Origin of the sequence: Microbispora hainanensis, assembly GCF_006874475.1 — a bacterium.
GTDB classification, from domain to species: domain Bacteria; phylum Actinomycetota; class Actinomycetes; order Streptosporangiales; family Streptosporangiaceae; genus Microbispora; species Microbispora hainanensis.
Genome location: NZ_VIRM01000044.1, coordinates 22,924 through 36,254, shown reverse-complemented (window position 1 = coordinate 36,254; position 13,331 = coordinate 22,924). Strand labels below are relative to the sequence as shown.

10 protein-coding genes are annotated in these 13,331 nt (G+C 73.8%); 7 read left to right on the top strand and 3 right to left on the bottom strand.

The window, feature by feature from the left end; translation table 11 throughout:
* Positions 1-155: 155 nt before the first annotated feature.
* Positions 156-1,133: an ATP-binding cassette domain-containing protein gene (locus FLX08_RS28765; RefSeq protein WP_142623327.1), complete on the top strand. Its 978-nt coding sequence runs from the start codon at positions 156-158 to the stop codon at positions 1,131-1,133.
* A 46-nt stretch (positions 1,134-1,179) separates the two neighbouring features.
* Positions 1,180-1,992 carry an ABC transporter permease gene (locus FLX08_RS28760; protein WP_142623325.1) on the top strand — a complete coding sequence of 271 codons (813 nt, stop codon included), beginning with the start codon at positions 1,180-1,182 and terminating at the stop codon, positions 1,990-1,992.
* A 20-nt stretch (positions 1,993-2,012) separates the two neighbouring features.
* On the opposite strand, the gene FLX08_RS28755 is transcribed toward FLX08_RS28760, so the two are convergent.
* Positions 2,013-5,222 carry an ATP-binding protein gene (locus FLX08_RS28755; protein ID WP_142623323.1) on the bottom strand — a complete coding sequence of 1,070 codons (3,210 nt, stop codon included), beginning with the start codon at positions 5,220-5,222 and terminating at the stop codon, positions 2,013-2,015.
* 178 nt (positions 5,223-5,400) lie between these two features.
* Between FLX08_RS28755 and FLX08_RS28750 the strand changes: the two genes are divergently transcribed.
* From FLX08_RS28750 to FLX08_RS28735, 4 genes are all read left to right on the top strand, one after another.
* A complete protein-coding gene (locus tag FLX08_RS28750) occupies positions 5,401-5,946 on the top strand; it encodes a YbhB/YbcL family Raf kinase inhibitor-like protein (RefSeq protein WP_142623321.1) in 546 nt (181 codons plus the stop codon).
* Between the two features lie 183 nt (positions 5,947-6,129).
* The gene (locus FLX08_RS28745; protein WP_142623319.1) at positions 6,130-8,133 is read left to right on the top strand and encodes a hypothetical protein; all 2,004 of its coding nucleotides are present in this window, start codon (positions 6,130-6,132) and stop codon (positions 8,131-8,133) included.
* A 53-nt stretch (positions 8,134-8,186) separates the two neighbouring features.
* On the top strand, positions 8,187-10,463 hold the full coding sequence (locus FLX08_RS28740; protein WP_142623317.1) for a SulP family inorganic anion transporter: 2,277 nt from the start codon (positions 8,187-8,189) through the stop codon (positions 10,461-10,463).
* 126 nt (positions 10,464-10,589) lie between these two features.
* Positions 10,590-11,600 carry an NAD-dependent epimerase/dehydratase family protein gene (locus tag FLX08_RS28735; protein WP_142623315.1) on the top strand — a complete coding sequence of 337 codons (1,011 nt, stop codon included), beginning with the start codon at positions 10,590-10,592 and terminating at the stop codon, positions 11,598-11,600.
* Here FLX08_RS28735 and FLX08_RS40880 read toward each other — a convergent pair.
* Complete coding sequence (locus tag FLX08_RS40880) at positions 11,540-11,920, bottom strand: hypothetical protein (protein WP_208761724.1); 381 nt, start codon at positions 11,918-11,920, stop codon at positions 11,540-11,542. The two genes, FLX08_RS28735 and FLX08_RS40880, sit on opposite strands and share 61 nt — an antisense overlap.
* Positions 11,921-12,077: 157 nt before the next feature.
* Here FLX08_RS40880 and FLX08_RS28730 point away from each other — a divergent pair, with 157 nt between their 5' ends.
* A complete protein-coding gene (locus FLX08_RS28730) occupies positions 12,078-12,380 on the top strand; it encodes a type II toxin-antitoxin system PemK/MazF family toxin (RefSeq protein WP_142623383.1) in 303 nt (100 codons plus the stop codon).
* 136 nt (positions 12,381-12,516) lie between these two features.
* On the opposite strand, the gene FLX08_RS28725 is transcribed toward FLX08_RS28730, so the two are convergent.
* Positions 12,517-13,281 (bottom strand): TetR/AcrR family transcriptional regulator, encoded by a 765-nt coding sequence (locus tag FLX08_RS28725; protein ID WP_208761723.1) that lies wholly within the window; start codon positions 13,279-13,281, stop codon positions 12,517-12,519.
* Between the last annotated feature and the right edge of the window lie 50 nt (positions 13,282-13,331).

Here is a 13,331-nt window from a genome sequence, read left to right as displayed (position 1 = left end):
CGCCCCTCACCCGCCCCTCCCCCGCGTCGATCGTGTAGGCCCCGCCGGCCGCTGTCAGCGATATGTCAGCGGCTGACGGCCGCCCTCAGCGAGGTGTCAGCGCCGCTCCGCACAGTGGAGACGCAGTCGAGGCGCATACGAGCGGAGGAGACGCCATGGGATATGCCATCCAGGCCGAAGGACTGGCGAAACGGTACGGCGAGACGAGGGCGCTCGACGGGGTGGACCTGGAGGTGCCGCAGGGCCGTCTCCTGGGCGTCCTGGGCCCGAACGGGGCGGGGAAGACCACGGTGGTGCGAATCCTGGCGACGCTCGTGCGACCGGACGGGGGCAGGGCGCACGTGGCGGGGTTCGACGTGGTCCGGCAGGCGCACCAGGTGCGTACGCTCATCGGGCTGACCGGGCAGTATGCGGCCGTCGACGAGACCCTGACCGGGGCCGAGAACCTCGTGATGATCGGCCGCCTGCTGGGCCTCACGAGGGCGGAGGCCCGGCGCCGGGCCGGCCGCCTGCTCGGCCGCTTCGCGCTCGGTGAGGCGGGCGGCCGGGCGGCCAAGACCTACTCGGGCGGTATGCGGCGCCGGCTCGACCTCGCCGCGAGCCTCGTGGGCCGCCCCCAGGTGCTGTTCCTGGACGAGCCGACGACCGGCCTCGACCCGCGCAGCCGCACCGAGCTGTGGGGCGTCGTCCGCGGCCTCCAGGACGAGGGCGTGACCGTCCTGCTCACCACGCAATACCTGGAGGAGGCCGACCAGCTCGCGAACGACATCGTGGTGTTCGACCACGGCAAGGTGATCGCGAGCGGCACCCCGGACGGCCTGAAGGCGGCGGCCGGGGGCCAGGTTCTGGAGGTGCGGCCCATCGAGGCCGCCCACCTCGATCTCGTCCGGCGCGTGGTGGCCGACGTGCTCGACGTCACGCCGGAGGTCTCCCAGGGCCAGGTCACGGCCCCGGTGCGCGACCCCGCGGCCGTCCCCGCGATCGTACGGCGCCTCGACGACCTCGACGTGCTCGCGGCGGAACTGTCGTTGCGCCGGGCGAGCCTCGACGAGGTGTTCCTCGCGCTGACCGGCCACCGCGCCGATGTCCCGGACGAGGCGGGCGAGGAGCAGAACGCCGGGGCCGCGGCGTGAGGCCGCGACGGGAGCCACAGGACGCACGATGCGACGAGGAGAGCAGATGACCACGATCACCCACACCACGCGCGCGGTCGCGACGTCCTCCCGGCCGGGCGCCGGGGCGGCCCTGCGTCACACGGCGACGCTCGCCTGGCGGAGCCTGGTGCAGATCAAGCACAACCCGATGGAGCTGATCGACCTCAGCGTGCAGCCGATCATGTTCCTGCTGCTGTTCACCTACGTTTTCGGCGGCGCCATCGCGGGGTCCACGGGCGACTACCTGCAGTTCGCGCTGCCCGGCCTGGTCGCGCAGAACATGCTGTTCGCGAGCATGACCACGGCCGTCGGGCTGAACGTCGACATCACGAAGGGCGTGTTCGACCGGCTGCGCAGCCTGCCGATCTCCCGCTCCGCCCCTCTGGCCGGGCGCATCGTCGCCGACACGCTGAAGCAGGTGTGGGCGTTCGCCCTCTTCCTCGGGCTGGGCCTGGTGCTCGGGTTCCGCGTGCACACGGGGATCGCCGGGGTGCTCGGCGCGCTCGCGCTGCTGCTGACGTTCGCACTCGCGATGTCGTGGACGGCGGTGCTGGCCGGGGTCACGGCGGCGAGCATGGAGAAGGTGCAGATCCTGATGTTCTCGCTGATGATGCCGATCACCTTCACCAGCAACGCCTTCGTCGCCACCGACACGATGCCGTCCTGGCTGCAGAAGTGGGTGGAGGTCAACCCGGTCAGCCACCTGGCGGACGCCGTACGCGGCCTGCTGGGCGGCGGGCCGGTCGCGCCGGACGCCACGGTCTCGCTGCTGTGGGCCGCGGGCATCGTCGTCGTCTTCGCCCCGCTCGCCGTCCGCGCCTTCCGCAACCGCACCTGAGAGCACCGCACCCGGGGGGCTCACGGCCCGGCGGATGCGAAGGCCAGGACCTCGTCCCGGCTCATGGCGCGCCCGCGCTCGCGGCACCGGGCGAACTCCTCGGGCCCGAGCGCGGCCCGCACGGCGTCGGCCACCCTCCGGTGGTCGACGCTCAGGCCGTGGACGAACCCGCGGACGGCGTCCGCTCCACCGAGGATGACGGCGGCCCGCGCGTGGTCGCCGTCGCGGGCGGCGAGCGCCGCGTGCCCGACGAGCACATGCCCGATGACCGGGGCGTCGTTGCTCTCCACCGCGATGGTCAGCGCCTTGTCGTGCAGGGCGCGTGCCGCCGCGACGTCACCCTCCTGCTCGGCCAGCAGGCCGAGCGAGGTCGTCAGCGTCGCCTGGAACTGCGGGATCGTCCACGTGGAGCTCAGCAACCGGACGGCCTCGTCGTAGTGACGCCGCGCCGCGTCGAGGTCGCCGCCGGCCCGGGCGAGGTCGCCTCGCACGTGCCGCACCCCGGCCATCCCGATGGGGTCGCCGGTGGCGTCGCACAGCCGCTCGGTCTCCCGCAGCACCTCTTCGGCGGCCCGCCGGTCGCCCGTCGCGTTCAGCGTCACGGCCAGGCGGGTTCGCAGGTACGGCGTCTCCTCGACGGACCCGACCTCCTCAAGGAGCGCGATCGCCTCCTCCATGACGGGCACCGCCGCCTGGAGATCGCCGCGCATCGCGTTCGTCTCCGCGAGGACGCTCAGGCAGTTGCCGACCCCCCACCGGTCTCCGATGGTTCTGAACTGGTCGAGCGCGAGCACCAGGTCGGCCTCGCCCTCCCCCGTACGCCCCGAGTTGAAGTGCAGATTGGCACGGAAGATGCGCCCGGATGCGGCCACCCAGGGGTCGGGATGCCGCAGCAGCGGCTCCAGCCGGGACTCCGCTTCCTCGTGAAGACCGGTGAACATCGACATGACCGGCACCGCGATCGTCACGAGCGGGTGCGCAGCCCGGGCCTCGCGCGCGTAGCGGACCGTGGCCGCCAGGCTCCGCCCGGCCTGCGCCAGGTTCCCCTCGCCGCCCGCGCTCGTGATGCCGTGCACCGCGTGGGCCAGCGCCAGCCGCGCGGGGTCCGCGTCGTCGCCCGCGATGGCCAGCACCTCCGCCGAGCGCTGGGCGCCCTCCAGCCGGTGGCCGGACAGCCACCAATACCACCCGAGCCCGCCGACCAGGCGCAGCGCGAGGTCCGCCTCGGCCTCCTCGCACGCCCATCTGAGGGCCGCCGACAGGTTGTCGTGTTCGGCCGACAGCCGGGCCAGCCACTCGATCTGCTCCGCCCCGCGCAGGTGCGGCTCGGCGGTCTCGGCGAGGCGGGCGAAGAACTCGGCGTGGGCGAGCCGCACCGTCCGCTCGTCGCCCGACTCCGCCAGGCGCTCCGCGGCGTACGCCTTGATCGTCGCCAGCATGCGGTAGCGGCCGCCGTCGAACACGACCAGCGACTTGTCCACCAGCCTGCCGAGCACGTCGACGTCGCCCTCGCAGACCTGCTCGGCGGCCTCCAGTGTGGCCCCGCCCGCGAACACCGCCAGCCGCGCCGCGAGCACGCGTTCGCCGGCGTCGAGCAGGTCCCAGCTCCACTCCACGACCGCGCGGAGCGTCTGGTGGCGAGGCATCGCCGTACGGCTCCCGGCGGTGAGCAGGCGGAACCGGTCGCCGAGCCGGTCGGCGACCTGCCCGGCCGACAGCGTGCGGAGCCGGGCGGCGGCCAGTTCGATGGCGAGCGGCATGCCGTCGAGCTCGCGGCAGATGCGCTCGACGGCGTCGCGCTCACCGTCCACGAGGTAGCCGGGCCGTACGGCGGCCGCCCGCTCGGCGAACAGCCGCACGGCGTGATCGGCGTCGAGCGGCCCGACCGGCCACAGCCTCTCACCGGTGATGCCGAGCGGCTCCCTGCTGGTGGCCAGGATGCGCAGGCCGGGGCACTCGGCGAGGAGCCGGTCGGCGAGCACGGCGGCCTGCTCGACCACGTGCTCGCAGTTGTCCAGCACGATCAGCGTGTCGCGCGCCGACAGAGCGGCGACGAGCCGGGCCACCGGGTCGGCCTCCCCGCCGCCCGGACCGCCCGGCATGGCGGGCACCGCGCGCACCGGCACCAGGCCGGTGTCGCGCAGGCCGAGCGCGGTGAGGGCGGCCTGCGCCACCTCTGTCGCGCCGCTGACCGGCGCGAGCTCGACCAGCCACACGCCGCCGGGCACCCGCGCGGCGATCGCCTCGGCGGATTCCACCGCCAGCCTCGTCTTGCCCGCCCCGCCCGGGCCGAGCAGTGTGACCAGGCGGTCGGCGGCGAGGAGCGCGCCGATCCTGCCGACGTCGCCGTCCCGGCCGACGAAGCTGGTCAGCCGGGCTCTCAGGTTGCCTCGCCGCGCGGCGCGCGGCGGCGCCTGCGCCACTCCGAGGAGTTCCTGCGACGCCGGGGTGAGGCCCGGGGGCGGCCGGGTTTCTTCCCCGGCGGGCTCGCCCCTCAGCATCGCGAGGTGGAGCTCGGCCAGCGCGGGCGAGGGGTCGGCCCCGAGCCGGTCGGCGAACACCGACCGGGCCTCCTCGTAGGCGGCGAGCGCCTCGACCCGGCGGCCCGCTCCGTAGAGAGCACGCATGAGCTGGCCGTACGGCCGTTCCCTGAGCGGGTGGGCGGTGACGAGCAGCCGCAGCTCCGAGACGAGGCCGGCGTGCCGTCCCAGGGCCAGCTCCGCCTCGATCCTGTCCTCCGTCGCCGCCTGCCTGAGCTCCTCCAGCCGGGCCACCTCGACCTCGGCGTACGGCAGGTCGGTCAGCGGAGCTCCGCGCCACAGCCCGAGCGCCTCACGCAGCAGGCCGGCGGCGCGGCCCGGATCGCCGGCGGCCAGCGCGGCGGCGCCCTCCCGCGCCAGGCGGGCGAACAGATGGAGGTCCACCTGGTCGGGAGAGACGGCCAGGCGGTAGCCGGACGGCCCACCGGCCACCAGGTCGCGGCCGACCGTGGCCCGCAGCCGGGACACCAGCGCCTGCAGGGCGTTCCCCACGCCGCTCGGCGGGCGGTCGTCCCACACCCCCGCCACGAGCGCCTCGGTGGAGACGGTGCGGCCGGCGTCCAGCAGCAGGAGCGTCAGCAGGGCCCGCAGCCGTTGCCCGCCGACCTCGATCGGCCGCCCGTCGCGCCGTACGTCGAGGGGGCCCAGAACGGCGAAGCTCATGCCCGATCCCGGCGTGTCCCCCTGCATGCCTAAATTGTGGCGGATAAGGGCGCCCAGGGCCGCACATCCCCACTTGACGGTCCTCGACGCATACGAGTGGATTCGGACAAACACGGAGGTCAGCGGCTCGCAGCGGCCCGGTCATCGGTACGGATCACCGCGATCCGGTCGGGGCACCTGTCCAATCCGCGTAGCATCATCGGGCATGGGGTCGCCGAGAAAATCAGCGGTCGCGCGAGCCGCCGTCACGGTGACGGCTCTCACGCTGGCCGCGTCGGGCTGCGGAATCCTGGGCGGGGGATCGCCGAGGAACCTCGACGTCATCAACGTGTCGAGCCCGCAGTTCCGCGACGGCGCCCCCCTGCCGGACGACTACTCCTGTAAGGGGGGGCAGGGCAACCCGCCTCTTCGCTGGTCGGGCACGTCGGGCGCCGAGTCGGTGGCCCTCGTGGTCGACGACAACAGTCCCCGCAGTGGCCCGGAGGTGCACTGGGTGGTGTTCGACATCGACCCCGCGACGACCGAGCTGGGCATGAACGACGTCCCCCGAGGCGCCCGGCAGGGCAGAACCTCGAGCGGGAAGGTGGGCTATGCGCCCCCATGCCGGGCCGACGGCAGCTACCGTTTCACTGTCTACGCACTGAACGCGAAGCTCGACCTGAAGCAGGGCGCCGACCTCGCGGAGACCCTGGAGGGCATCGCGAGTCACACCATCGCCCGTGGGCGCCTCACGGCGAACACGATCGAGTGACATGCTGAGCACCGGAGGTAGTCGTGCTACACCAATCTTCACCTAGGGTGTGACAACGGTCATTGTGGTCGAGCAGAATCGGATCCAATTGCTGAGCGCAGGTGACCAGAGGGGGCAGGTCGCGTCGATGGCCGCGCGATCTCACCGGCGCCGCAGAAAGGCCATGGCCTTGAGGGTGGTGCTATGACTGCGGTCATTTCGGGTCTTGTCGCCGTCGTGCTTCTCGTGCTGCTGGTCGTGGCGCTGGGCATGCGGTCGATGAACCGCAGGGAGAGTGCTCTCTCCGCCGAGCGCATCAAGGCGATGGCCGAGAACAAGGGCCCCAAGCCCCGGCGGCCCGCCGAGGAGACGTTCTTCGAGAGCTTCCCCAAGGGGTTCGACGCCTTCGAGGAGCCGGAGAAGCAGAAGCCCGCACCGCGCCCCGCCCCCCGCCCCGGCGGGCGTCAGGCGGCGCGTCCCGCCCAGCGCGGCGGCAAACAGCCCGCCGCTGCCCGCGGAAAGCGCGGCGTGGACGAGTGGGGCGAGGCCGACGACTACGACGACGACTACTGGTCGCGCGTACGCGCCGACGACGGCGGCTTCGGGGGGACGATCGCCGCGAAGATGGCCACCCCCCGGCCGGTGGACGAGCCCGCGGGCGCGCCCGGCGCCGCGGCCAAGGGGGCCGGCCCCGACGCCGCGACCGTGCAGGCTCCCCTGCCCTCCCGTCCGAACCGCCCCCGCCGCTCCGGCGCCGACGAGCCCGCGCGTCCCGCCGCCCCCGTCTCCGCCTCGGCCATCGCCGACCAGAAGACCGTCACCTTCTCCGCGCCGACGCCCGACCTGCTCGACGCGGCCGCCGCTCCGGCCGGCTCCCCCACGACCGGTCCCTTCGACGCGAGCCGCACGACCGGCCCGTTCGACTCCCCCGCGGTGAGCGGCGCCCCCGCGTCCGCCGCGAGCGACCCCTTCGCGGCCGCCGGGCCCCAGCCGGGCACGCCGGGCGCCGCGGGCACTCCGGGTTCGCCGGGCGCGTCCACCCGCAGGCCGAGCAGGTCCGGCCGGTCGTCGCGGGCCGCGGCCCGCCGCGCCGCCGCCGCGTCCACCGCCGGCGAGGCGGGTCAGCCGGGCGGCTCCTACGACAGCCGGCGTTCCACGGGCTCGTTCCCGTCGTCCCCCGGCACCGGCTCGTACGGCACGCAGCCGGCCGCCGACCCGCTGGGGATCGCGGCGAGCACCGGCCCGTTCGGCGCGCCCTCCTACGACTCGCCCGCGGCCACCGGGCCGTTCGCCGCGCAGGGCGGCGCGGGCTCCTCCGACGTCCGCGCGACCGGCGGCTACGACACACCGTCCTCCTCCATCCCGGCCACCGGGTCGTTCGCCACCGGCTCGTACGACCCGGCCCGCACCAGCGGCGCGTTCGAGGCCGCGGCGCCCGCCGCCTCGCCTGCCGACGCCCTCGCCGACCCCGCGCCCCGCGCGACCGGCGGCTCCTTCGACGCCTGGGCGGCGACGAGCTACGAGACGCCCCGGTCCGACGCCTACGACTCGTCCCGCACCGCGACGGGCCCGTTCCGCGCGGCCGACGCCTCGGCGTCGTACCCGCCCAACCCGGCGGTGACCGGCCCCGAGGCCGGCGGCGCCACCGACCCCGGCTGGCCGGTCGCGGGCAGCTACCCGCCGGTCGCCGCCACCCCCACGACGGGCTCCTCCTCCTGGCCGAACGCCCATGACGTGCTCGACGACCCGGAGCCGCCGCGCGGCGCGTCCCCCTGGCCGAACGCGGAGACCTACCAGACCCCCTCCTACGACGGCTACGCGTCCACCTACCCGGCGGAGGGCGGCTACCCGGCCGCCGCGCAGCCGCCGTCGCCCGCCGCGCCCTCCACCCCGTCCTACGAGGTGAGCACGGGCTGGGCGACGATCGACGCCTCCGACACGGTGACCGGCTCGGCCCCCGCGACCGCTTCGCCGTACGAGTCGGCGGGCTACGACGCGCCGTCGGGGCAGAGCCAGTACGGCTACGACCAGCAGCAGCAGGGGTACGGCGGCACCCATCCGTCGTGGCCCGAGCAGCAGCAGGACGCCGGCGGAAGCTGGCCCGCCTACGACGAGGTCTACGGCGACGCACCCACCTCGGCGACCGGGCGGCGGCGGGGCAGCCGCCACCGCGACCCGGAGAGTGATTATCCCGACTACTACCGGTGATTTTCCCGTTGTCTGCCTGGTGACGGTCTCCGCGGCTGACATATTGTCAGCCCATGACAATCAGTGACGAGACGATTGCGCCGGGTAACTGGAGGTCCGTACTCCGGCATGACGTGCCCGCATCGCTGGTGGTCTTCCTGGTGGCGGTGCCGCTGTCGCTCGGCATCGCGGTAGCGTCCGGTGCGCCTGTGGCGGCCGGGCTCGTCGCCGCCGTGGTCGGCGGCGTGGTGGCCGGCGCCCTCGGCGGCTCCGCCGTCCAGGTCAGCGGGCCGGCCGCGGGTCTGTCCCTGGTGGTCGCCGAGCTGGTCCACACCTACGGCTGGCGTGCCACGTGCGCCATCACCGTGATGGCCGGCCTGCTCCAGCTGGCGCTCGGCGGGCTGAAGGTGGCGCGGGCGGCGCTCGGGGTCTCCCCCGCGGTCGTCCACGGCATGCTCGCCGGGGTCGGCGTGGTGATCGCGCTGTCCCAGCTGCACATCGTGCTCGGCGGTTCGCCGCAGCGCTCCGCGCTGGAGAACGTGCTCGAACTGCCTGCCCAGATCCTCGACAACCACACGCACGCCGTCGTGATCGGCGTGCTGACGATCGGGGTCCTGCTCGTGTGGGGCCGGATCCCCCGGCTGCGCGCCGTGCCCGCGCCGCTCGCCGCGCTGATGATCGCCACGCTGACGGCGGCGGTGTCGGGCTGGAATCTGACGAAGGTGGACCTCAGGGGCGGGTTCTCCTCCGTCCAGGGACCTCTGATGCCGGAGGGCGACTGGCACGCGATCGCCGGAGCCGTCCTCCTCGTCGCCCTCCTCGCGGGGGTGGAGTCGCTGCTGACCTGCGTGGCGTCCAACCGCCTGCACGACGGTCCCCGCGCCGACCTCGACCGCGACCTCACGGCGCAGGGCGTGGCGAACATGGTGTCCGGCGCCCTCGGCGGCCTTCCGGTGTCGGGCGTCGTCGTACGCACCACCACCAACGCGCGGGCGGGCGCCCGCAGCCGCTGGTCCTCGGTGCTCCACGGGGTGTGGGTGCTGCTGTTCACCGCGGTCTTCGCCTGGATGATCGCGCTGATCCCCCTGGAGGCGCTCGCGGCGCTGCTGCTGTTCATCGGCGTGCAGATGGTCAACCTCGGGCACGTCCGCAACCTGCGCAACCACCGCGAGATGCCGGTCTACGTCGTGACGATGGCCGGCGTCGTGCTGATCGGCCTGGCCGAGGGCGTGGCGATCGGCCTCGGGCTGGCCGCCCTGCTCGCCCTGCGCCGCCTGGCCTGGGTCTCGGTCGACGTACGGCCCACGGGCGAGCGGCGCTGGCGGGTCGTCGTCACCGGATCGCTGACGTTCCTCGGCGTACCCCGGCTGACCGAGGCGCTGCGCGGCATCCCCGCAGGGGCCGCGGTCGAGCTCGACCTGCACCTCGACTTCATGGACAACGCCGCCTTCGAGGCACTGCACGCCTGGCGGCTTGAGCACGAACGCACCGGTGGCGTGATCGACGTGGACGAGCCGCACGCCGAGTGGTACTCCGCCGCGATCAACGGTGTCCGCCTGTTCCCGGCCAGGATTCCGCCCCGGCACGACCGCTGGTGGCTGCCCTGGGCCTACCGGCGCCGCTCCCGTTCCCTGGCGGCCGGCGGCGTGGACACCGGGTCCTACGCGGTGATCGGGGCCGACGGCGGGAAGCACGACGACGTCTCCGTGCTCTGCGAGCCGCAGGGCGTGCCCGATCTGCTGGAGGGGACGCGGGAGTTCCAGCGCAGGACCGCCCCGATGGTCCGCCCGGTGCTGCACCGCATGGCCCGCAAGCAGTCGCCGTCGCACCTGTTCATCACCTGCGCCGACTCGCGCATCGTGCCCAACATCATCACCGCGAGCGGCCCGGGCGACCTGTTCACGCTGCGCAACATCGGCAATCTCGTGCCGCGCGCCGGCGCCGTCCCGGCCGACGACTCGGTGGCGGCCACCGTCGAGTACGCCGTGAAGGTGCTCGACGTGCGCACGATCACGGTCTGCGGACACTCGGGATGCGGCGCGATGGCCGCCCTGCTGGGCGAGGTGCCCGACCTGCCCGCGCTGCGCAGCTGGCTGCGGCACGGGCGGCAGAGCCTGGCCAGGTTCGTGGCCACCGAGCCGCATGACGACGACGCCGGGCCGCTCGACCGGCTCTGCCGGATCAACGTGATCCAGCAGCTCGACAACCTGCGGACCCATCCGTTCGTGGACACGCTCGTACGGGCCGGGAAGCTGGAGCTCACCGGCCTCTACTTCGACATTGGCGCGGCCAGGGTGCACGCGCTGGAGCAGGAGCGCTTCACGCCGGTCCCCGAGCTCCGCGCCGGCTGAGCACCCGCTGAGCCACGGCGCGGCCGGGCCGCCGGTCGAGCGGCCCGGCTTCGCTGTCAGCGGATCACGTCCGCCGACCGTGAAACCGGGCAGACGTGCGGCGCGGGCGGGCCAAGGATTGACCGTATGAAAATTCTGGTCATCGGCGGTTCGGTGTTCCTCGGGCGCGCCATCGTGGACGAGGCGCTGCGGCGCGGTCATGAGGTCACGACGTTCAACCGGGGCAGGAGCGGGACGGACCTGCCCGGCGTGGAGGCGGTGCGCGGCGACCGCGAAAGCAGCGACGACCTGCGGCGGCTCGCCGACGGCAGGCAGTGGGACGCGGTGATCGACGTGTGCGGGTTCGTCCCCCGCGTCGTCCTGGAGTCGGTGCGGGCGCTGTCGGGGCACGCTCCGCACTACACGTTCATCTCCAGCATCTCCGCCTATCCGGACTGGCCCGACAAGCCGGGCGTCGACGAGACCTTCCCGCGGCACAAGTGCCCGCCCGACGCCGACGCCGAGTTCGGCGACTACGGCGTGCTGAAAGCCGGCTGCGAGCGGGCGGTCGAGCAGCACTTCGACGGCGGCGCCCTGGTCATCCAGCCCGGCCTGATCCTCGGCCCGCACGAGAACGTGGGCCGGCTGCCCTGGTGGCTCACCCGCATCTCCCGAGGCGGGCGGGTGCTCGCCCCCGGCAACCCGGCGTTCCCGATGCAGCTCATCGACGCCCGGGACATCGCGGCGTTCACCCTCGACCATGCGGCCAAGGGCACCACCGGCCGCTACATGACGGGCGGGGTGCAGGCCAACACGACGTACGGCGACTGGCTGAACGACTGTGCGGAGGTCACCGGCTCGGACGCGGAGCTGGTGTGGGTCGACGACGCCTTCCTGGTGGACCAGGGCGTGGAGATGTGGACCGAGCTTCCGCTGTGGGCGCCGGAGGCGGACAACCAGGGCGTGTGGACGCACTCCTCCGCCAAGGCCATCGCCGCGGGTCTCACCTGCCGGCCGGTGCGGGAGACCGTCCGCGACACCTGGGAGTGGTTGAAGGACATCCCCGAGGAGCGGCGCAGCTTCGGCGGCCGTATGCATCACGGCATCGACCCGGACAAGGAGGCCCGCATCCTCGCCGCCTGGGACGCGCGCTCCTGACCTCGGCCGCCCTGCGCGCCGGGCAGGGCGGTGGACTTCCTGGCGAAGCGGGGCGCGGGGAGCCGTAGGCTGTCGGCCATGATCTGGGTGGGTGTGGCGGTGGCCGTGCTGGTCGTGTTGGGAGTGCTCGGGATGGCCGGGCGCCTGCCGGGGACCTCGCGGCGGCGGTCCGCGCCGCGCCCCTCGTCGCGCCCCTCGTCGCGCCCCTCGCCGGGCCGCTCCGGCCGGAGCACAGGGGCCGGTGGACGTGCCCCGGCCGGGACCGCGCGGCCGGGCACCAGGCCCGGTCGCGGCACGGCCCCCCACACGACGCGCGGCACCGGCTCCGGGGCCCGCGATGGTGGCCGGGGTCGAGGCCGGGGTGGAGTCGCAGGTGGAGTCGCAGGTGGAGTCGCGGGCAGAGGTCCAAGTGGAGGTCCAGGTGGAGGGCGCAGCGCAGGCGGCGCGGCCACCCAGGCCGATCCGCGTCCGGGTGAGATCTGGTGGGCCGACGTGCCCTACGAGGACGGGCCCGGCCACAAGGTGCGCCCCTGCGTGGTGCTCAGGACACACCGGGGCGGCGCCGAAGTCCTGAAGATCACAAGCCAGGATCGCAGCGACCGCTCGGACCACGTGGAGATCCCCACCCGCACCTGGGACCCGGACGCCGACCACAACAGCTTCCTCGACCTCACCGGACCGGTCCGCGTGCCCGTCTCGGACTTTCAGGACAGGGCGGGCACGCTCGACGCGCGCGTCTGGCGGCAGGTCTGCCGCCTCCACGAGATCACTCCGAACTGAGCCGCACCCCCGCAGGGCCTCGTCCCACGACCGCACCCGCACCCGAAACCGCACCCCGGACCCCCCACGCCGCCTCAGGACCCCGCCCGAAACGACGCCCGAGCACTGTGGCCGCCTCCGGGATCGGCCGTCCGTGTCACCGTGACCCTGCGGGCCCATCCGCGGCGCCGCGCGCCCGCAGACTGGCGGCCAGGCCGTCGAGCAGCCGGTCGAGGCCGTACGCGAAGCGTTCGTCGGAGCTCATGAAGTGCCGCCCGGCCTCCTTCGTCATCCGATCCAGCATGGGAAATTCACCGGTCGCGATGAGCGACTGGATGTAGGAAATGTGCTGCGCCAGCCGCTGCTGCAGCGTCATCCCCGACCGCCGCGTCGCCTCGGCCTCGACCAGTTCGCCCTGGGTGTAGCCGTTGACGTACGCGAAGACCGCGCCGACGAAGGTCAGCATCTCGTCGATGCTCAGGCCGAGACCGTCGAGCATGCCGAGGGCGGTCTCCGTCAGGCGTGCGCTGTTCGGGCCGACCTGCGGTCGCGCGGCCGCGAGCGGCGCGAGCCACGGGTGGCGGAGCATGGTGCGCCGGGCCTGCCAGGCGAGCAGGCGGAGCCCTTCGACCCAGTCGCCCGGCGGCTGCTGGTCCTCCGGCAGATACTCCCGCACCGCGGTGTCGACCATGAGGTCGAGCACCTCGTCCTTGCTCGTCACGTAGCGATACAGGGACATCGTGCCCGCGCCGAGATCGGCGGCGAGCCGTCGCATGGAGATCGCCTCCAGTCCCTCGGCGTCGGCGACGCGGATCGCCGCATCGGCGAGGGCGGCGCGGCTGAAGCTCGGCCGCGGCCCACGAGCAGGCCGCTCGGGTCGCATCCACAGGTTCTCGTGGCCCGTCATCGTCAGTCGTCCCATGTCGTCGCAGGTTGTCACAGGTCGTCGCAGGTCGTCGCGCTATTGCGTAC

Bases quoted from the DNA above. Each gene is read 5' to 3' on its own strand.
- FLX08_RS28755 (WP_142623323.1), bottom strand. From the start codon at position 5,222: ATGCAGGGGGACACGCCGGGATCGGGCATGAGCTTCGCCGTTCTGGGC.
- FLX08_RS28725 (WP_208761723.1), bottom strand. From the start codon at position 13,281: ATGGGACGACTGACGATGACGGGCCACGAGAACCTGTGGATGCGACCC.
- FLX08_RS28750 (WP_142623321.1), top strand. From the start codon at position 5,401: ATGGGGTCGCCGAGAAAATCAGCGGTCGCGCGAGCCGCCGTCACGGTG.
- FLX08_RS28735 (WP_142623315.1), top strand. From the start codon at position 10,590: ATGAAAATTCTGGTCATCGGCGGTTCGGTGTTCCTCGGGCGCGCCATC.
- FLX08_RS28745 (WP_142623319.1), top strand. From the start codon at position 6,130: ATGACTGCGGTCATTTCGGGTCTTGTCGCCGTCGTGCTTCTCGTGCTG.
- FLX08_RS28760 (WP_142623325.1), top strand. From the start codon at position 1,180: ATGACCACGATCACCCACACCACGCGCGCGGTCGCGACGTCCTCCCGG.
- FLX08_RS28740 (WP_142623317.1), top strand. From the start codon at position 8,187: ATGACAATCAGTGACGAGACGATTGCGCCGGGTAACTGGAGGTCCGTA.
- FLX08_RS28765 (WP_142623327.1), top strand. From the start codon at position 156: ATGGGATATGCCATCCAGGCCGAAGGACTGGCGAAACGGTACGGCGAG.